Raw genomic sequence first — 17,269 nt, 5'->3', positions numbered from 1 at the left:
ACAGGCACCCTTCAAAAGGCGCCTCCTGCGTTCCGGTATCGGCTACGGGCTACGCCCTTCGCCAATTCCGGAACGCAGGATTCTCATCTTGTTTGTCGCGCTTTCTCACCCTGAATGTCGCGCGACACAGGAAGTTTTCGGATGCCGAGAAGGCGGCGATTCTCGCCGAGGCAGATGAAGGCGGCATATCGGTCCGTCAGGTTGCTGAGCGCCATGAGATTGCCGAGAGCCTGATCTACAACTGGCGGTCGGCGCGCCGCCAGGCAGCGGCCATCGCCAGTGAGGCGCTCGAGTTCATTCCCTACGGCGCAATTACAACGACGGAGCCTGCGGCTGCGCCGGCGGTGCCGGAGCCCCAGAAGGCGCAGCGACCTGTCTCGTCACCGATGCCGTCAGCATCGGAAGAACTGATCCGCCCGCATCCCGGTGCCCGTCCCGGCGCGATAGACATAGACCTGCCCAGCGGCGTTCGCCTGTCGGTGGACAGCTACGTGAACGAGAAGGCGCTGGCCCGCGTGCTGCGTGCATTCCGGGACGTCTCGTGATCTCGCTGGCACCCGGAACAAAGGTCTACTTGGCAAGCAAGCCGGTCAGCATGCGGCTTGGCTTCGATGGGCTGGCGGCACTGGTCCGGCCCCTATTCGCGGTCGAGCCCTACGGCGGGCATGTTTTCCTGTTCCGCAGCAAAAGCGGCAACTACCTGAAGGCGCTGCATTGGGATGGGACGGGGCTTTGCCTGTTCGCCAAGCGTTTGGAACGCAGCCGTTTCGTCTGGCCGCCGCTCATCGAGGGCGGTGTTGTGCTGACCCCGGCGCAGTTTGCGCTGCTGATCGAAGCGATGGATTGGCGGCGCACGGTGGCCCCCGATCCGCCCCGCCTGCCGGTGCAGATTTGACGCGATAATCGCCGTATTTCCGGGCTTTCCGCTTGGGCGGAAGGCCGGATTCTGCTATCGGGAAGCGTGCCTCCCGACGATCTCGAACTCCCTACCGACCCCGCAGAACTGCGCGCTTTTGCCGAGGCGATGCGCGCACGTCTGGCGGTTTCGGAGCGGGCGCTGGAAGCCGAACGGGCGGCCCATGACGAGACCCGCGAGAAGCTTCAGACTGCCCAGAACTCGATTAAGCTGACCGCGCTGCAGATCGAGAAGTTCAAGGTCCAGTTGGCCCGTCTGCGGCGCATGAAGTTCGGTCAGTCTTCGGAACGCCTTACCCTTCAGGCCGACCAGCTCGAACTGACGCTGGAGGATCTCGAGGCCGAGCATGCCCATGCAGAGTGTGTGATCGAGGGCCATGCGCCCGAAGATGTCCCAATCAAGGCTGCCCCTCGCAAGCCTCGCCGTGCTCCGCTGCCCGACCATCTCCCTCGCGACGAGGTTATGCACGCAGCGCCGGATGCCGACGGCTGTTCCGCCTGTGGGGGCACGATGGGCAAGCTCGGCGAGGACGTAACCGAAGTGCTGGAATATGTCCCCGGCCGCTTCCGCGTCGTCCGTCATGTCCGACCCAAGCTTTCCTGCAACCGCTGCGATACGATCAGTCAGGCACCGGCCCCGGCGCTTCCCGTGCCGCGCGGCCGTGCGGGTCCCGGCCTGCTGGCCCACGTCATCGTCTCCAAGTTTGCCGATCACTTGCCCCTTTATCGCCAGTCGCAGATATACGCTCGCGAGGGCGTGGAGATCAGCCGCTCGACGATGGCGGACTGGCTCGGCCAGGCAAGCTGGCTGCTGCAACCGCTCGTCGATCGGATCGCCGATCACGTCATGGCCAGCGTGAAGCTCCATGCCGACGACACACCCGTCCCGGTGCTGGCGCCGGGGACCGGCAAGACGGCGACCGGCAGACTATGGGTCTACCTTCGCGATAACCGACGATGGAGCCATCTGGATAAACCAGCGGCGCTGTTCCGCTACAGCCCCGATCGCAAGGGCGAGCGACCGCGCGAGCATCTCAAGACCTTTGCGGGCTTCCTGCAGGCGGATGCCTATGCCGGTTTCGAGCGCCTCTACGCGAGTGACCGCCAGCCCGCGCCGATCACGCCCGTTGCCTGCTGGGCCCATGCCCGGCGCAAGCTGAACGATGTCTACAAGGCGGACCCGAACTCGGTCGCGCTCCAGGGGCTGCAGATGATCGGCGAGCTTTACGACGTCGAGCGGCAGATCGTGCGCGAACCTGCCGATTTTCGTCGCAAGGCTCGGAAGCTTTCGAAGCTCAAGACGCTGGATTTCTTCGCGTGGGCCGACGAGGTGCTGGCCAGGGCATCTGTCCGATCGCCGCTTGCTGAGGCGCTGCGCTATGCGGTGAAGCTGAAGCCGCAATTGCTCGCCTACACCGACGACGGCAGGCTGGAGATCGACAACAACCCGGCGGAGAATGCCCTCAGGAGCATAGCCGTGGGCCGCAAAAACTGGATGTTTGCCGGCGCCGACTGCGGCGGTGAACGCGCTGCCGCGATGTATTCGCTGCTGGAGACCGCCAAGCTGAACAGCGTCAATCCTCAGGAATGGCTAGCTGACGTCCTTGATCGCATCGGCAAAGGCCATCCGATCAATCGGATCGATGAACTTCTGCCGTGGGAATGGTCTACCCTTCAAGCGTAAATGCCCGCGAAGCTGCCAATGGTCACCGCTGCAGATTTTCAATCCGCCCTTCGTTCGTAAGGCGGAACTTGCCACCTCCGTATGCTGAACCGCTGCTTCGCGCTGAGACAGTGTAGATTACCCCCTTAAGGAGCGGCTTGGGCTTCACTGATTTTATTGTGTCATCGTCATAGATGAAAGGTGGCCCGACGAGTTTCGCCCCATATGTGATTGGGAACAGATTTTCACACGAAGGGGAAGCAAACGTCTCTTCCCAGTATGTTCCCCGGCTAATGGCATCCAAATCATCGCCTGGAGTAGCTGCGGCGGGAGGGCCATCTTCAGTTTCCACTGTGATACTCCCGATGCAATCTGGGCCGCCAAAAATACCTGTATCAGGGACGAAAGTGACCTTCCCATCAACCATCTTAGCTTGAATGTCATAGGTGCTAGAGCATCCTGTGACCGTGCCGAGCATCGCTGCCATGCCCAGAAAAAGGGAATATCGCATTTCGTGACTTAAAGCCGGGAATTCAAATCTTCACAATGGACAATAGCTGGCAAACCGGATCTACGGTCGAGCCCGGACGCTTACTTTCGCCGCGGCGGACGAGCTCGATGATCATCGCGGTCGAATTGGTGCCCGCGCCCCATGCCGCGACGACGGGCCCACGAAGGCCCGCGCTCATGCGACCATCGCCAGCCAGCGATCGGGCCAGGCCGGCGGCCGCATCGTAACCCTGAACGCTTGTAGCGGCGCGAGCGTCCTGCAAAGAGGAGGTGATGAGCGATTCAAACGATGTGAAACTGCGAGACCTCGTGCGGCGACTGCCCGACTGGATGCGCAAGGACCTGGCCTCGAGCGATGCACCTCGGCGTGAGCGCGCGGAGGATGCCCTCCATGCAATGCTACTGCCGCTGCTGGAGGCCGGCGTCGGCGCTCCGTGATGAAAACAGCGGGCTGCTGCGCCGGTGGAGAAATTCTCGGCGGACAATCAGCGTACTCTCGTTGTGGCCAGAGAGCCCTTTTCTCAACCTGATCACCAGTCGTGGACGGGTAGATCGACAGCGCGGTCTGCATCGCAGTCGAGGAGGAGGAACTGGAAGCCCCGATCACGTCCGAACGCGATGATTTCCTGGAGATCATCCGGAATCTGCGCGCGGCGGTCATCGGGAAGCGGCCGCGTCGGTACGAACCAGCCATAGACGGAGGCGGCGATGTCGATGGGGCGGTCGCTCGGAGGCCAGCAGGCCCATTTGTCAAGAAGTCCGGCGGTCTGCACCGTCAGATGGCCGGTCGAGAGCACGCAGTAGGCGCCGCTTTCGATGGAGGGAACTGAGCGGACCGCCGGGAGAGGCTGCAGGCGCAGGATCTCGGTCGAATAGCTTTCCGAAGGGTGATCGTCGAAATAGGCGGCGAGGACCTCGTCATCGGGCAGCGTATTCGGATCGCGCCTGTCGCCGATCTCCTTCCACCATTCGCGCGCATATTCCGCCATCTCCGCAACGAGAACGTCACGGTTCAGGCCTGCGTAGAAATTGATGCCATGACGGTGCTCGATGATGCCCAGATGCATATCGATCGGCCATGGCAGCGCACAGACACGGAGCCCGCTTTCGCTGGCGCCAAGCGCCTCGATCAATATGGCGCGCGCGGTGGCATCAAGGCTGTCCGGCCTCTCCAGGGCCGCGCGCCCGCGGGCAAGCAGGGCGACATGGTCGTGCCGAGTGATTTGTGGCCCCGCTGGTCCGGGCGACTTCGCCCCAGCTTGGGCGGCCGTAGTCGCGTTGTCTGTCATGTCAGTGCCCGAAGCATCTATCCGGATGGCCGGATTATCGGGGTCGGACCAGTCGATGGTGTCGATGACCCACTGCTTCACAAAGGACCAGTCGAAACAGAAGGGGCAGGTCTCCTGGTTCCTGTACCACGCAGCATCGACCGCATCGATCCAGCCCACGACAATGATGCGCATGGCGCAGGTCCCCATCGCCTCGAACGATTTGCGGATCGCCAGCGCGCGAGCGAGATCAGCGGGCTCGGCGGCCGGACGGTCGCGCAAGTCGAGGACCGCTTCCCATAGGGAGGCGGCCGCTTCGAGATGGGAAAGTGTGTAATGTATCATGTGCATCATTCCTCGGATCAGGCGGCGCGGCGATCGGTGGACCGAGGCGGCGCCAGTTCGGCGGCGGTCAACGTGTCGATGCGCGGGATGACGGCATCGAAAGCGGCATTGAGATCGATCGTCGCGACGCGGTGGGACGCGCTTCCCCGGTCATGCTCGAGCCGAAGCGCGATCGGCGCCAACCAGGTGGTCATCTCGGGAAATACCGACTGCAACAGAAGCGCTTCGATGCGCCGCGCGGCGAGGCCGAGCTGGGCGGCAAGACCGAAGGAGACGGCGATATCCCGTTCGAACCAACGATGGGGCGCAATCGTGTCGGCAATGCGCGTGTACGCCGATCGGGTCATCGCGATCTGAACATGCAGGATCGCAACACGGTGGCGCCGGTCGGGATCAACGCTATCCAGAGGGACCAGCGCGCGATAGGAATAGAGAGGCGCGCACCCAGCGACGCGGGTGCGGGAAGCGATGACATTCATGGGATAATCTCCTGTGGCACGGAAGAGGCAGTCGACCGCCCCGGGTCCGTCGCCCCAGCCTTCCTCCCCTCTCCGCTCCCTGCTCTCCGGCCCGCATACATGCCCCACGATACGGGTGGGAAATCGGCGGCTATGTCAGGGGAGGCGTAAGTCGCCGGCAGGTAAAGCACGCATCAATCAGCCTGCTACGGAGCTATTCGCCGCATTGCCGTAGAGCGGCTATCGGCGCGCTGCCAGGCGCCTGCGATCCAGATGGCCTCTGTGCATTATTCGAACACTCACGGTAACATCAGCGATACGAGGACGGTTAATACCAAGACTCTCTGATCATGACCCATGCGCCCATTGGCGTAACCCGATGGACATGATGCGCCATGGCTGATCGATGAGGCGGTTCCAGGCGTGGCAGCAGTGATCGACGACGTTGTCGTAGGACGAGAAGATGCGGTTCGAGAGCCAATTATCGCGCATGAACTGCCACACGTTTTCTACGGGGTTGAGTTCGGGGCACTTGGGCGGCAGCGGCAGGAGGGTGATATTGGCCGGAATGTCGAGTTTGCCGGACATGTGCCACCCGGCTTGATCGAGCATGAGCACGGCGTGAGCACCGGGTGCGACCTGGCTGCTGATTTCTGCCAGATGCATGTCCATGGCCTCGCTGTTGCAGCGTGGCATGACCAACGCCGCACCTTTCCCTTCAGCAGGACATATTGCGCCGAAGATCCAGGCCGAAGCCCGGCGTAGATCACGGGGCGCAACGGGTCTGGTGCCACGCTTGGCCCAGCGTCGGGTGATCTGCGTTTTCTGCCCGATCCGGGCCTCATCTTGCCACCACAGTTCTATCGGGGTGCCTTTGGGCAGGCGCCTTCGGATTTGCGCCAGATGGGCGGGGAAGGCTTTTTAAAAGCGGCAATATCTTCAGGGCGCTGCCCCTGATGGCGTGGCCGGGCCGAGAGCTTGCGATAGCCCATGGTCCGGAGTTCATGCCCCAGCGCCTGCTTGCTGATCGAGATTTCGAACTCCTCCCATAGCCATTGGACGAGGTCGATGATCCGCCAGCGAACCACACCATGAACAGCAGGAATAGGGCCCGCTTCGATGGTTTCGGCCAGCGCGCGTCGATGGCAGTCGTCGAGGATGGTATCCGGCCCCGGCGCCCTGCGGGTTTCGAGACCATCAGGGCCATGCGCGTTGAAGCGCAGCACCCAGTCCCTGACAATCTGCAGCGTGACCCCGCCGACCTTGGCGGCCTCGCTTCGGCTGCCGCCGTCTAGGATCGTCGCAATCGCAAGCAGACGGCGAACTTGGTCTGCATCCTTGGCGCGGCGAGCAAAGGCCCGAACCTGCGCAGAACTGAAATCACCTCGAAGTCTGACCGGCGCTGCCATCGCAAAACTCCAACCGTTTGCGATGGTGAATCACGTCATGCCCCGGCCGCATACCCTCCGTGAGTCAGATTCCACAGGTTTTGGTATAAGTCGGCCGGTCTGCAGTCGCGGTCGACTCGGACGCTCTACAGAGCGCCCGGTTTGCGCCCCAAAACGACCTTTCCCCTCAAGAATGCACAGCCCCGAAGCGGACCTCTGTGGCTTAGTGCGAACCTTCAGTCAGACGAACAGACCAGCGCGTCCGATACTCTTGTTCTTGGTGAACTGATAGTTGTTGTATGGCGCAACAACGCCTTGATCGGACTTATGATTTTCAATCACGATGAACTGCGCTCGGTCTGACATGCTTTGGAGATGCCTGTAGAAGTGCGTGGCCACATCGGCCTTGCGCAATTCCATTTCGTCCTCGCCTAGATCCTCGAAGCGATCCTCTTCTGCGGGGCGATAAGCAAAAAGCGGTGAGTCCAGGATCACGAACCCCGGATGCGGCCGCCCCTTATCAATGCAATAAATCAGCACTCCAACCTTGAATGCTGCGTGGAGTAGCGCACGCACCCCGGCGCCATTGTCGCGGCGACGCTTTCCATCGACAACGATGTCCTGATCCCCTTTGTCAAAATGGAGCGCTTCAGCACCGGGATAATTCCATGCCTTCAAGACCTGCTTCACAACGGTTGCTAATTGGTGCGACTCGCTGGTCGAGAGGTCGAGATTAACATCGATCCCTTCGGCGCGCTGCCTCGCCTGTACCGTGGTTGCCTTGATGCGCGCGATCTGAGCTTCGAAGGCGGAGACTCGGCGCCGGTTGTCCAAGTCGGCTTCAAGCCTCTCGCATTGCGCACTGGCGCTAAGGAAAATGGATCGGGCAGAAACCTCGCCCTGCGCGGCTTCAATTCGGGCAAGCCGCACCTCGGCAAGTCGCTCGTCGACCGCCTTGATGAGCTGCCCCACCTCGACGATCTCGGCGTCGGCATCGGCGAGCGCGGCGTCAAGATTGCGTGCCTCAGCCCGAATTTTATCTATCTCGACCTCGACTGCATGGCGCTGCTCCTCGACGCCGCCGAGACCATGATCTTGCTTTTGATGATCAGGGGACGCCCCGCACAGCGGGCAATTGATCGTAGCAAATCGCTGCAGCAGGAAGCCACCTTCCTCCAAGCCTTCAAGACGATCGATGTCGGAGCTGTAGACGCGCGCAAGTTCTTCGAACCGAATCATCAAAGCCTTCAGTTCTGCGATGCGTGCCTGATATCTCTGGACTTCATCGAGGAGGCTGCGCTCGTCGAGCGTCAGCATATCGAGATTGCTCTGCCGCTCTTCTACCACCTCGAGCAACTCGGCCTTCTCGCGTTCGGCTTCTTCGAGACCGGCAACCACCGCGTCGGTCGCGACGGCGTCGTCGATCACCTTACGCAGCTGATCGGCCATTTGGGACAGGAGCTCGATCTGTCCGTCTTTCGCGGCTTTGAGCTGATCCCCGGATCGTACCTGCGGGATCGAGGAGCCATCGACGCCGGTAAGCAGGAACTTGAGCAGGCTTTTGTCTTCCGAGGTGATCGCGATGTGGTGCGCGAGAAGTAGGCTCTTCTCGTCGATCATTCTCGTCTCGTCGACAAGCAGGTAGCGCATGACTACACGAAGCGAGAACGGCGCCTTCTCCGCCCGCTCGTTTTTCAGGAGCTGCGCTTCGCGATAGCCGACGCTAGAGAGCAGATAGCTCGACACGTTGGAAGAGCTTACATGCTTACGCGAAAAAAGTTCATAGCCGGGCGACCCCTCGCTTACTGCTTCGAGATGTCCATCGGCCTTATAGAGGTTGCCGCCCAGCGCAGATGCCCTTAGCGTCACCTTCTTGTTTCCGGGCAGGGTGAGCCAGAGAAGGTAATTATCGATCCCCTGGCCTTCGGGCGGCAGGGTCGGAAGCTCTCCGCCCAGAAGATAGTCGATCGACTTGCGTACGAACGATTTACCGGTGTTCGAGGCCCCCCAAATGATATTCACGCCCGTTCGGAAATCGACGAATACCGAAGCACGCTCCGGCCCCGTGAACATCAGCCGGTCGATAATGATCCTGCGCCGATCAGACATTGTCGACAGTTCCGCCGACGATCTCGTGAGACCAGCGTTCCAAACCTTCCTTAAGCTCCGCAAGGAACGCCTCGGCGCCCTTGGTTTCGACTTCAAGCGCCAGCCATTTGGCCGCTTCGGCAAGGCGGCTGTTATAGGAAGTTCCGAACAGGTCTATCATCGCTGTCGCCGTTTCGTGCGCTCGGAACGCGATACCGCTGTCATTGACGACCTGTTCAATCAACGATGCGCGGGCCATCAGCAGAAGCCCCTCTTCGATAAGATGGCGCCGTACGAAATATTCGCCGGCTCGGGCAGTGATCTCCGGGTGCAAGCTCGGCGGGCCGCCCGCATCGCCGGTATGGACGATGTAATAGTCCAGCAGCGACATCGTGGCGAGATCGAAGGCGCGGGGTGCAAAGGCGTCAAGAATGAGCAGCGCCCGTACGCCGGCTTCGAGCGGCGTATTAAACAATTGCGGTTTGGCGATGGGTAGACTCACGCCCACGGCATGCGTCCGACATTCGCGAAGTGATGGCACGCGCCCTGTTTGACGCTAGCTGTCACGCGATTATGACGACCAAGAGCACCGGTGACCTGAACGGTAGAGGCGGTCGTCATGATCTGTGTGAGCCTCTCATAAAGCGGGGCCTTGTCCAGCGAGTGGTAGCGATCGATGACGCCCTCGTGGACGTCCTCATCAACATTGTCGATCTGGCTTGCTGGCAGATTGTCGCGAAAATGGCGACGAAACGCCTGACGTTCGAGATATCGGCGGCGAGCGTTGATCATCTGGGGGCCGTAGGTGATATTGGCAACGACATCCGTGTAATTCGCGAAGGCTAAGCCGCCAGCGCAGGCAAATACCGCCACGAGTTGCATCACGTAAGGGGATTCCTCGTCGGTCACATCGGCCGGTACGTCGCCCCGCGCCACACGTGGTGCCTCGCCAGGATCGATATCAAGATGCTCGTGCAGCACGGCCCGCATTTGCGGCTTCTCGACTAGGTCGTAAACTCATAAACGGCACCATCGAGGCGCCCAAATGGCGAACAGCTCGGGCCGAAGTTGCCGCCGGGCGGGCTGGTTGCCCGTCCAAGGCAGCTTCGGTTCGAGATGGAAGCCATTTGGGTGTCCCTGCGGGATTTGACCAAAATGGCCCAGCGCTGCGTCGGGAAGTCTTGAAATATCGACATATTCCAGCGCCTTCCCTCCTGCCGCTGAGCCATTTTGCCTCAAACCTCGATGGTGCCGTTTATGAGTTTACGACCTAGCTCGCTCGCCTTCCAAAGCTCGACCTTTTCGAACGGGTATGAGCGGATTGCCGCCTCGATCTTTGAAGTCAGTGGACAGGGCGTGGTCGAGATGCCGTTGAGGCAATATGCGTCCCAATTATCGATCAGGAAATCTGCAATGAGCGAAGGTCGGTCGATGACCTTCTTCACGTCGCGGACCGCCGAATTGGGGCAAACAAATATATAGCTGGTCGGCAGCGTGAACTCGCCTTGCGCTGCATAGTGAAAGATCTTGCCGAGCTCGGTCACGAACTCAGCCTTTCCAAGAGACGCCTTCAGGTGCTTGCACTGATAATTGTGCCACTCGCCATCGTACCGGTACGCAGAGAGATAGCCAACAGCGTCGCGGCCCATGTCAGCAGATGCCGTGGGGCGTTCAAATCCGGCATAGGTATCCGCAACCTTTGCCAGCCACTTCTTGATCAAATCCTCGAGTTCGCTGTGCGTTAAGTTTAGGATCAGACGATCTTCATTAAATGCCATCGCCCGCTGCTTCCCCTTTGCACTGGCGAGACAATTGGCCGAAATTTCTTTCGCAATCAAACCTATTCGATTCAGTGATCTGCAAAGCGGCGCGAAAGGCAGCTGTCCCGCGCCGCATCCTCTAAAGCTGCGGGTCGGCAATCGGCCAGAGCTAGGCTTTCGCAGCCAAGGAGTGGTTTCAACCGGAATACTCGGTTGCGGTAACAGCTCGTGTATCAGACTGCGATTGTCGGGAGGATATCAAGGCTTCGCCAAACGTACCCGGCATAAGCGGCGATACCGTTTCCAGTTCTGGTGTGCTTTCGCACGGGCATCCTTCTGAAGGTCACCGGGCAGGAGCGCGACAAGCACGCAGCGGGAAGTGTGGGGATGGCGTTGCGGATTTCGGCGCGGCTCAATCTCGGGAAGTCCGCTTGTGCCCCGCTCGGTTCAACGGCCATCGTCAATCGGTCCCGGCAGGAGGATTGCCGCTTGCGCGTCCTAGCCCGGCATGACGGGCAAGCTGGTGATCTCGTTCATGGGGGGTACTCCCGGATTGTCTGGTCGCGCTGTGCGGGCAGCCATGTCGCGGTGATGCGGAATGGCGGCTGCAAAGCATCGCAGCATCGCCGCCATGTGTCTGCGCATATGCGCTTTGTTGGTAATGATCGCCTCGGGGTTCAGCAGTTCGCCCTGCGGCGTCATGAAGCCGATTGCGGGATCGCCATCGCGTAGTTCGATAACGAGGCGGTGTCCGCGTGGCTGGGCTTTATGGGCATAGCGGGCGACGAATTCGCCGAGGCGGCCGGACAGCCCCTGCGCGAGCTTGGTCCAGCGGATATGGCCGCCGGCGAGGACCTCGCCCTCGCATAGTCCGCGCTCGAGCCAGGCGCGCAATTGCGCGCGCTGCTGGATCGCCGAATTACGCGTGCGCTCCATGGTCCGGCAGAGCGGAAGCATGCCGGCATGTCGGTCTATTTAAGCGAGATCTTCGCCATCGGCAATGATCAGCAGGTCGTCCGGTTCGATCCCGGCAAACAAGGCCCGTAACTGATCTGCTGGATTCCCGGTCTGGGCGGGCTCCGCACTGCGCCACGCACGAAAGCCCCGACCGACGTCGGCTATGATGATATGCGCCATTTCATGCCCGGGCTGTGCCTGGAGCATGGTCATCAAGCCTGCTGCGGCATTCGATGCAGTGGCAGCACCGATGATCACGGTGCGTTTCGACCATAATGCGGGACGCGGGGCGTCTGTCGGAGACGGCCAACTGCTCGGAGTCGGCCGTGAAACCAAAGCCTTTCCGGGGGCCGGGAATCGGTCCTCCTGTCGCATGGCAGCCGCGTAGGAGCGCCTGGCCACGTCGAACAGATCTTCGAAACAACCACCGCCATCGCGGAACCCCTGGGCGTAAGCGGGCGAGGTTTCACCCGATGGCGCCGAGAAATCGCGAGACTCCCAGCCCTGCTCTGCCGCATAACGTCCCTGGGCATAGAGGACTGCAGCGTCCCAGTTATAGCCATGCTCGGCGCGTGCCTGGAGGATGGCCTGATCGAAGGGCCTGATCTGGCCGCTTGCTACGCGCTTCGCGACGCAGGCGAAGTTCGTGCGCTGTCTTTCGCGTTCGGCTTCCTCGCGGATGGCATCATTGAAGGGGCGGAGCGCGGCGACGCGCGCGCGGCTGCGCGCCGTGCGTTCATGCAGCGGTGCATCGGAAGGAAGGTCCGGATAGTCGGTCCATACCGATGCCAGTACATCGGCATGCTCGGGGCGGCGGCCATGCGCGATCCAGCAAGCCGCGCTTGCAGGATCGGAGGCGGCAGGATCGGTCGTCACGCCGCAAGTCCCGGCATCGATGAGGTGACGAAGGCTTCAGCCGGGCGCCACGAGTGGCAGGGCTGCCGACACCGACAGTACGAGGTGAGCATGGGGCGATCTCCCTGGGATCACCCTTCTGCCCTCTCCCTTCCCTTCTTCATGCTCGCTGACCACGAGAACCAGACCGGTAACGCCGCGCGAACCGGGCGTCAGGTGGTTCGGAGCCAGTTCACCAGTTGCAGGCCATCGACCCGCTCAAATTCGCGGATGTTGTCGGTAACGAGGGTCGCCCCGATTGCGAGCGCGTGGGCGGCGATCAGCATGTCGTTAGCGCCGATCGGCGTGCCACGACGCTCGAGGTCGGCACGCAGACGCCCATAGCAGGCGTCGGCATCGCCCTTGAGCGGCAGCACCGCAATGAGAGACAGCAAATCCTCGATCTTGCTTTTCAGGCGCGGCGAACCGCGCTTTTCTGCGCCATAGCGCAGTTCGCCGGCAACGATGATGCTGGTCGCAACCGCGTCCTCGCCGACGTCGGCGATAGCGTGGGCGACCATGCCATCGGGCTGCCGGATCAGGTCCGACAGGATATTCGTATCGAGCAGGAACATGGATCAGATGTCGACCGGTTCTGCGGGCAGGTCCTCGATCGGGCCGATCTCTTCATCGAGCGGCTCCCATGTCTTGAGAACGGCAAGGAGGGAGCGCGGACGGGCGGGTTCGATGATCAGGCGGGAGCCTTCCTTGCGGATAATGGCGTCCTCGCCCGGAAGTTCGAACTCACGGGGAATGCGGACCGCCTGGCTACGGCCGTTCTTGAACAGTTTGACGTGACGCTCGAGGTTCATGGCGACTCCTTGGCATATGACATAGCCTATACAGCCTACGAATGCAAGATGTTTGCGTGTTCGGCTGCTGCCGCAAGTGATGCGCCATTCGCGAAGGGAAGCGGTATCGGCACGGTCTGACCGCCGGCAAGATTGATGAAGGCCCCGGCATGCCCGATCGAACCGCGCCCGAGAAGATCGAAGAGCAGCGCGAGCGCATGGCTAGCCAGGACGCGATTGACGAACAGCGACTGACGCTCGAGCGCCTCGGCGACCGAACAGGATGGCGCATCGTCTTCAGCCACGCTTTCGTCGGCGAGTTCCGGAAAGACTTCGAGCACGGAGGGAAGACGAGGGCGATCGCTGTGACTGGTGCGTCGCGGACAGCCGATCAGGTATTGGCCGTCGCCGGCACGGTTGCCGAGGTCCATCCAGTAGAGGGGCGGATTTCTGCCGGTCTGCAGTGCCGCCCCCAGCGCCCGGCGGGCCGCAGCGGTATCGACGCAGCTGATGAGCATATCGAAGCCGTCGATACCGATCGCTTCAGGAGCGCGTCCGTGAACCGCCTCCCAGGCAAGTCCATGCGCGAGGTTGATGCGCTCGGTCAGCGTACGCGCCTTGGAATGGCCGATATCGCAGCGGTAGAAAGGCTGACGCCCAAGGTTCGCCTCGGTGACATTATCGTCATCGACCACGGTGACGTTGAGCGAGCGCGAGGAGATCGCGCGCAGCGCGGTGTCGAGCGCCGCAAGGCCCATCAGCATCTGCGCCCCGTTCCCGCCGCATCCGACCAGCAGGATCGTGATCGCACGATCGTCAAAGCCGGCAGGAAGATAGTGCCGCCGGGCCTGATCAGTCTGCATCGGGAGCTCCTGCAAAGGGACAGCGCGGCAAGGGCAGGAACATACCGCCCGCACAGAGCCGCACAGCCATGGTGGGACCGTCGGGATGGTCGAGACGTCCGAAGACGATCGCTATCTTGGTGGCATGGGCATCATCGGCGTCGTCGGTGGCGCTGAAGAATGCACGGCCGCGCGCGTGGCTGTGGATGTCACAGACCATGTGCCAGTCGGGCCGCAGCCTGGGCGTGCGATAGACCAGTCGTGTCGGCGTCGCTTCATCGATTTCGGGGAACTCGACGGCAAACTCACGGGTCGCCTCGTTCCACAGGATGAATGCGGCGGCCTCGTCAGGAATCTTGCTACGCAGATGCCCCAGAACCTCTTCGTAAAAGGCGTGCGGAACGAGGCCACAGCGTAGATCGGCCCGCGGTGCCCCAACGCTGCCATAAGGAAGATAGGCAACGATGGATGTCGCAATCGGCACGTCCAGCGCCAGCCAGGGGCGGCGCAGGATCAGCATCACACCGTTATGGCCGATGGCGAGACCATGGCCGACGCGAGAAGCGCGCAGCGTCTCGATGGCGGGTGCCTTGCCGAATGGCGGCACCGGATAGCAGGGCATGGCGTCAAGCACCGCCGCTGCCGTCGCATCATCGGCGAGCATCGTCATACCCGTGAGCGTGCGATAAGCCGGCCTACCGTCACCGCGCAGACGGCGGGCCTTCGCTGGCTTCTCCCCTGCGCGCGCGTGCCGGCGCCGAAAGGCTTGAGACGGCTCACCGGAAACAGGGTGGCTCCGCGCGCTGCCAGATCGTCCCACAGCCGCACCAGGCCGCCCTTCCCGCGTATCGTCCGGTCCTGCCCGGGATTGGGATGCGTCGACCAGGAGTCGAACAGCGCGCTCTCATAGGCGGGAATGGAGGCGATGCCGAGAACCCTGGGCTTCGGGATATTGCCCCAGCAGAGACGCCCGTCGACGAAGACGTTGAGGATCGGCGAGTGCAGCACCGGCGTGTCGGCGCTCGGGCGTTCATTTGCCGGGAGCGCATAGACGCCAAGCCCATGGCGCGTGGCGATCAGGAAATGGGGCGGATAGGGAACCGGCAGCGTCGTTCGCCCAGCGAGCGCATGGAGATCGGCAGGAGGATCGGACAGCGCGAAATGGGCCGGGCGCACCTGCCCCGGCACCCACCAGGCCAGCATGTCGGGATGAGCGACCAGCACATGTTCGGGGAGAAGCTCGGGCTGGGCGGTACGGCCAAGCGCCTCGGACCATCGCCGCAGATGCGCGCGCGTAAGCGGGCTCCCGGCCGCGATCGTCGGCCGGCCATCGCCACCGAGTTCCACGGCATGGATGCTGGCGAAGGCAGCCGTATCGACCGAAGAGGTGCCATAGGGTTTGAGATACCGAGGCGCCTGGTTCGTATAGAGCAGGATGGCGTTCGTCAGGACAAGACCGCCGCCGCTGGCTTCGAAGTGCGTGCTATGGTCGGACATGGGTGGCTCCTGGGCTTGGGGGGATCGAAGCGGATAAGGTTCTGGACCGCGAGGAGGAACTGTGCGCCGAGCCGCAGTGAGGCGAACCAGTCGTCGATGCAGGCCACATCCGGCAGCGGGCAGATACCGGCGATATCCGTGAACCCCATTTCCATGCCGCTGCGCATGACATCGTCGAGTTCGCGGGCGAACGGCACGAACGGAACCAAGGTCAGCGGCGGCAACGAGGCGCATCCCTCGATACCGGGGAGATATGCGCTCGCGACCTCGAAATCGAAGTACCAGGCCCCGGCTTCCCGCGCGAATTTACCGAGCACCTCCTGCGCAGCATGCAATTCCGCCAGCTTGCGACGCAAGGCAGCAGGAAGCCGGCTCGGCGGCGCCGCGTTCGCTGCGATCATCCAGCCCGGGCGGCGCTCGTTCATCTGCGAAGGGAGCATATGACCGTCGAGATCCTCGGCGTCCGCGCCGTGACATGCGATCAGGCTGCGGCGGGCCGCTTCGTCATCGATTTCCCCCTCCCAGTAGTACATGGACATCTCGTCGAAGAGATCCTGGTAGCTGAAGACCGGCAGCACCCGCCCGAGCGTCTGCTCGAGCGCCCGGTAGGCGGCGGCGCGCCAGGCGGTGGGCGCATCGCCAGTTTCGATCCATCCGAGGTCCATCTGTCCCATGCTGTCGCAGATGATGGCGATCGCGGGCGGCCCATCCGCCTCGCTGCCCAGGACAGCGATGCGCAGATCGACGATATCGATCGGGTCGAGGATTTCACGCACAGCGGGATCGAACACCGCCTCGATGTGGCGACGGGCTTCGAGCCGCGTACAGGCTCTCGCATCCTGTGCCCGGGACGCGGCCCAGCGCCCGATCACCCGGTGATGGGGCGCGAGCGGCGCGTCGAAGATCGCCGGGACATCGGGCGATAGCGCGACGGCCCTGCCCGCAAGATCGTCCGCAAGATCACTGGCAAGATCAGCCAAGCGGCGGGAGGCGAAGTCCGGCCGGCGGCTGCAGCGGTTCGCGGGACTCGCCCGCGCCGCCCTGCGGGTCGACGACGATCCGCGCATGGAGGGCTCGGGCCCGGGAGCTGCAGGCGGGCGGAGTGAAGCCGGCAGTGTCGCCATCGTCCGTCTCGATCCAGTCCAGGAGGGTTTTGCGCAGCACCGGCGGGATGGTCGCGCCGCGGCGTCGCGGCGCCATCGGCACCGGGATCAGCCCTTGGTGCCGACGGCGCGGCGATATTCGGTGACATGCGCGCCGCCCATGACCCCGGCGTCGACCATCTCGGCGTTGAGGATCGCCGGGTAGAGTGTCGCATGATAGGCGCGCAGCGCGGCCGGGTCCTGCGCGAGATGCGGCGGGACGGGCAGGTCGATGCCGTCATAGCGATAGGTTCGGGTGAGATGATCGATCTGCATGATTGTCTCCAGAGGATGGACGGGAGAGATGGAGCGAGTGCTTCGCGCCGTGCGTCACCAGAGGCTGGCGGGCTCTTCGGGCTTGGCGTCGGCCGGCGGACTGCCGGAAGCCTGCGCGCTCGCCGGTTTTGGTGTCGGTGTCGGTGTCGCAGCCTTGGCCTTCGCGGCCGCGGCAGCGCGAGCGGCTTCGGTAGCCTGCCGCTGCTCTTCCAGTTGGTCGGCGAGCGCCTTGCGACCGGCGATGAGCTGGCCGAGCGCGCCGTCCTCGCCCCGCGCAAGTTCGGCGTCGATCTCGGCGGCGCTCGCGGTGAGCGAGATCGGCCGGAGTTCGCCGGCGTCGGGCTTGCGGCCGCCGCCTTGGATCATGCGCGGGATGATGGTGAGCGTGACCATGCCCTCGGGCCCGGCGACAAGATCGCAGCCGAGCGAATAGCGGGCGAGCAGTGGGAGCAGGCTGGTGATCAGCATGGGGAGA

Annotated in this window: 24 protein-coding genes; 4 read left to right on the top strand and 20 right to left on the bottom strand. The window is 62.6% G+C overall.

All coding sequences use genetic code 11. From position 1 onward, the window contains the following. The first annotated feature begins 92 nt into the window (after positions 1-92). From CA833_RS20525 to CA833_RS20515, 3 genes are all read left to right on the top strand, one after another. On the top strand, positions 93-545 hold the full coding sequence (locus tag CA833_RS20525) for a transposase (protein WP_207080997.1): 453 nt from the start codon (positions 93-95) through the stop codon (positions 543-545). Further along, positions 542-895 (top strand): IS66 family insertion sequence element accessory protein TnpB, encoded by a 354-nt coding sequence (gene tnpB, locus CA833_RS20520; protein ID WP_009822160.1) that lies wholly within the window; start codon positions 542-544, stop codon positions 893-895. Before CA833_RS20525 ends, tnpB begins: the two co-directional genes overlap by 4 nt. 129 nt (positions 896-1,024) lie before the next feature. Next, complete coding sequence (locus CA833_RS20515) at positions 1,025-2,599, top strand: IS66 family transposase (RefSeq protein WP_207081242.1); 1,575 nt, start codon at positions 1,025-1,027, stop codon at positions 2,597-2,599. 22 nt (positions 2,600-2,621) lie between these two features. Here CA833_RS20515 and CA833_RS20510 read toward each other — a convergent pair whose 3' ends face one another. Both CA833_RS20510 and CA833_RS20505 read right to left on the bottom strand, forming a co-directional pair. Beyond that, complete coding sequence (locus CA833_RS20510) at positions 2,622-3,065, bottom strand: hypothetical protein (protein WP_207080996.1); 444 nt, start codon at positions 3,063-3,065, stop codon at positions 2,622-2,624. Positions 3,066-3,111: 46 nt separating this feature from the next. After that, positions 3,112-3,267 (bottom strand): hypothetical protein, encoded by a 156-nt coding sequence (locus CA833_RS20505; RefSeq protein ID WP_207081336.1) that lies wholly within the window; start codon positions 3,265-3,267, stop codon positions 3,112-3,114. Positions 3,268-3,361: 94 nt separating this feature from the next. Between CA833_RS20505 and CA833_RS20500 the strand changes: the two genes are divergently transcribed. After that, positions 3,362-3,526, top strand: a complete 165-nt coding sequence (locus CA833_RS20500; RefSeq protein WP_207080995.1) for a hypothetical protein — start codon at positions 3,362-3,364, stop codon at positions 3,524-3,526. A 92-nt stretch (positions 3,527-3,618) separates the two neighbouring features. Here CA833_RS20500 and CA833_RS20495 read toward each other — a convergent pair whose 3' ends face one another. From CA833_RS20495 to CA833_RS20410, 18 genes are all read right to left on the bottom strand, one after another. Further along, positions 3,619-4,638, bottom strand: a complete 1,020-nt coding sequence (locus CA833_RS20495; protein WP_242526563.1) for a hypothetical protein — start codon at positions 4,636-4,638, stop codon at positions 3,619-3,621. An 80-nt stretch (positions 4,639-4,718) separates the two neighbouring features. Then, positions 4,719-5,180, bottom strand: coding sequence for a hypothetical protein (locus tag CA833_RS20490; protein WP_207080993.1), 462 nt, complete (start codon positions 5,178-5,180; stop codon positions 4,719-4,721). Between the two features lie 327 nt (positions 5,181-5,507). Continuing rightward, positions 5,508-6,568 (bottom strand): IS630 family transposase gene (locus tag CA833_RS20485; protein WP_207080371.1). Its coding sequence is split into 2 segments (ribosomal slippage): positions 5,508-6,076 and positions 6,076-6,568, totalling 1,062 coding nucleotides; the frame shifts between segments, so codons are not numbered across the junction. Between the two features lie 219 nt (positions 6,569-6,787). Continuing rightward, positions 6,788-8,656, bottom strand: coding sequence for a hypothetical protein (locus tag CA833_RS20480; protein WP_207080992.1), 1,869 nt, complete (start codon positions 8,654-8,656; stop codon positions 6,788-6,790). Next, on the bottom strand, positions 8,649-9,137 hold the full coding sequence (locus tag CA833_RS20475; RefSeq protein WP_207080991.1) for an ABC-three component system middle component 2: 489 nt from the start codon (positions 9,135-9,137) through the stop codon (positions 8,649-8,651). Before CA833_RS20475 ends, CA833_RS20480 begins: the two co-directional genes overlap by 8 nt. After that, entirely contained in the window at positions 9,134-9,625 is a 492-nt protein-coding gene (locus CA833_RS20470) for an ABC-three component system protein (RefSeq protein ID WP_207080990.1), read from the bottom strand. Before CA833_RS20470 ends, CA833_RS20475 begins: the two co-directional genes overlap by 4 nt. A gap of 245 nt (positions 9,626-9,870) precedes the next feature. Beyond that, complete coding sequence (locus tag CA833_RS20465) at positions 9,871-10,413, bottom strand: hypothetical protein (protein ID WP_207080989.1); 543 nt, start codon at positions 10,411-10,413, stop codon at positions 9,871-9,873. Positions 10,414-10,893: 480 nt separating this feature from the next. Then, on the bottom strand, positions 10,894-11,352 hold the full coding sequence (locus CA833_RS20460; RefSeq protein ID WP_207080988.1) for a hypothetical protein: 459 nt from the start codon (positions 11,350-11,352) through the stop codon (positions 10,894-10,896). Between the two features lie 18 nt (positions 11,353-11,370). Continuing rightward, entirely contained in the window at positions 11,371-12,228 is an 858-nt protein-coding gene (locus CA833_RS20455) for a hypothetical protein (protein ID WP_207080987.1), read from the bottom strand. A gap of 191 nt (positions 12,229-12,419) precedes the next feature. Next, positions 12,420-12,821, bottom strand: a complete 402-nt coding sequence (locus CA833_RS20450) for a type II toxin-antitoxin system VapC family toxin (RefSeq protein WP_010338821.1) — start codon at positions 12,819-12,821, stop codon at positions 12,420-12,422. A gap of 3 nt (positions 12,822-12,824) precedes the next feature. Beyond that, complete coding sequence (locus tag CA833_RS20445) at positions 12,825-13,058, bottom strand: antitoxin (protein ID WP_010338822.1); 234 nt, start codon at positions 13,056-13,058, stop codon at positions 12,825-12,827. Between the two features lie 35 nt (positions 13,059-13,093). Then, positions 13,094-13,900: a PRTRC system ThiF family protein gene (locus CA833_RS20440; RefSeq protein ID WP_010338823.1), complete on the bottom strand. Its 807-nt coding sequence runs from the start codon at positions 13,898-13,900 to the stop codon at positions 13,094-13,096. Further along, positions 13,890-14,549 carry a PRTRC system protein A gene (locus tag CA833_RS20435; RefSeq protein ID WP_010338824.1) on the bottom strand — a complete coding sequence of 220 codons (660 nt, stop codon included), beginning with the start codon at positions 14,547-14,549 and terminating at the stop codon, positions 13,890-13,892. Before CA833_RS20435 ends, CA833_RS20440 begins: the two co-directional genes overlap by 11 nt. After that, positions 14,546-15,376 (bottom strand): PRTRC system protein B, encoded by an 831-nt coding sequence (locus CA833_RS20430; RefSeq protein WP_010338825.1) that lies wholly within the window; start codon positions 15,374-15,376, stop codon positions 14,546-14,548. Before CA833_RS20430 ends, CA833_RS20435 begins: the two co-directional genes overlap by 4 nt. Next, a complete protein-coding gene (locus CA833_RS20425) occupies positions 15,325-16,356 on the bottom strand; it encodes a hypothetical protein (protein WP_242526562.1) in 1,032 nt (343 codons plus the stop codon). The genes CA833_RS20430 and CA833_RS20425 overlap by 52 nt, the downstream gene beginning before the upstream one ends. After that, on the bottom strand, positions 16,349-16,576 hold the full coding sequence (locus CA833_RS20420) for a hypothetical protein (RefSeq protein WP_010336368.1): 228 nt from the start codon (positions 16,574-16,576) through the stop codon (positions 16,349-16,351). The genes CA833_RS20425 and CA833_RS20420 overlap by 8 nt, the downstream gene beginning before the upstream one ends. An 11-nt stretch (positions 16,577-16,587) precedes the next feature. Then, on the bottom strand, positions 16,588-16,794 hold the full coding sequence (locus tag CA833_RS20415; RefSeq protein WP_010336367.1) for a PRTRC system protein C: 207 nt from the start codon (positions 16,792-16,794) through the stop codon (positions 16,588-16,590). A gap of 54 nt (positions 16,795-16,848) precedes the next feature. Further along, a complete protein-coding gene (locus CA833_RS20410) occupies positions 16,849-17,262 on the bottom strand; it encodes a PRTRC system protein E (protein ID WP_010336366.1) in 414 nt (137 codons plus the stop codon). Positions 17,263-17,269 lie beyond the last annotated feature (7 nt).

This window comes from Novosphingobium sp. KA1 (assembly GCF_017309955.1).
Classification (GTDB): Bacteria; Pseudomonadota; Alphaproteobacteria; order Sphingomonadales; family Sphingomonadaceae; genus Novosphingobium.
The sequence above is the reverse complement of the archived record's forward strand: the minus strand, read 5'-3'. Positions and strand labels throughout refer to the sequence as shown.

Bases quoted from the DNA above. Each gene is read 5' to 3' on its own strand.
- CA833_RS20415 (WP_010336367.1), bottom strand. From the start codon at position 16,794: ATGCAGATCGATCATCTCACCCGAACCTATCGCTATGACGGCATCGAC.
- CA833_RS20510 (WP_207080996.1), bottom strand. From the start codon at position 3,065: ATGGCAGCGATGCTCGGCACGGTCACAGGATGCTCTAGCACCTATGAC.
- CA833_RS20465 (WP_207080989.1), bottom strand. From the start codon at position 10,413: ATGGCATTTAATGAAGATCGTCTGATCCTAAACTTAACGCACAGCGAA.
- CA833_RS20505 (WP_207081336.1), bottom strand. From the start codon at position 3,267: ATGAGCGCGGGCCTTCGTGGGCCCGTCGTCGCGGCATGGGGCGCGGGC.
- CA833_RS20450 (WP_010338821.1), bottom strand. From the start codon at position 12,821: ATGTTCCTGCTCGATACGAATATCCTGTCGGACCTGATCCGGCAGCCC.
- CA833_RS20435 (WP_010338824.1), bottom strand. From the start codon at position 14,549: ATGACGATGCTCGCCGATGATGCGACGGCAGCGGCGGTGCTTGACGCC.
- CA833_RS20420 (WP_010336368.1), bottom strand. From the start codon at position 16,576: ATGGCGCCGCGACGCCGCGGCGCGACCATCCCGCCGGTGCTGCGCAAA.
- CA833_RS20490 (WP_207080993.1), bottom strand. From the start codon at position 5,180: ATGAATGTCATCGCTTCCCGCACCCGCGTCGCTGGGTGCGCGCCTCTC.
- CA833_RS20460 (WP_207080988.1), bottom strand. From the start codon at position 11,352: ATGCTTCCGCTCTGCCGGACCATGGAGCGCACGCGTAATTCGGCGATC.
- CA833_RS20410 (WP_010336366.1), bottom strand. From the start codon at position 17,262: ATGCTGATCACCAGCCTGCTCCCACTGCTCGCCCGCTATTCGCTCGGC.
- CA833_RS20445 (WP_010338822.1), bottom strand. From the start codon at position 13,058: ATGAACCTCGAGCGTCACGTCAAACTGTTCAAGAACGGCCGTAGCCAG.
- CA833_RS20480 (WP_207080992.1), bottom strand. From the start codon at position 8,656: ATGTCTGATCGGCGCAGGATCATTATCGACCGGCTGATGTTCACGGGG.
- CA833_RS20515 (WP_207081242.1), top strand. From the start codon at position 1,025: ATGCGCGCACGTCTGGCGGTTTCGGAGCGGGCGCTGGAAGCCGAACGG.
- CA833_RS20440 (WP_010338823.1), bottom strand. From the start codon at position 13,900: ATGCAGACTGATCAGGCCCGGCGGCACTATCTTCCTGCCGGCTTTGAC.
- CA833_RS20500 (WP_207080995.1), top strand. From the start codon at position 3,362: ATGAGCGATTCAAACGATGTGAAACTGCGAGACCTCGTGCGGCGACTG.
- CA833_RS20430 (WP_010338825.1), bottom strand. From the start codon at position 15,376: ATGTCCGACCATAGCACGCACTTCGAAGCCAGCGGCGGCGGTCTTGTC.
- CA833_RS20470 (WP_207080990.1), bottom strand. From the start codon at position 9,625: ATGCGGGCCGTGCTGCACGAGCATCTTGATATCGATCCTGGCGAGGCA.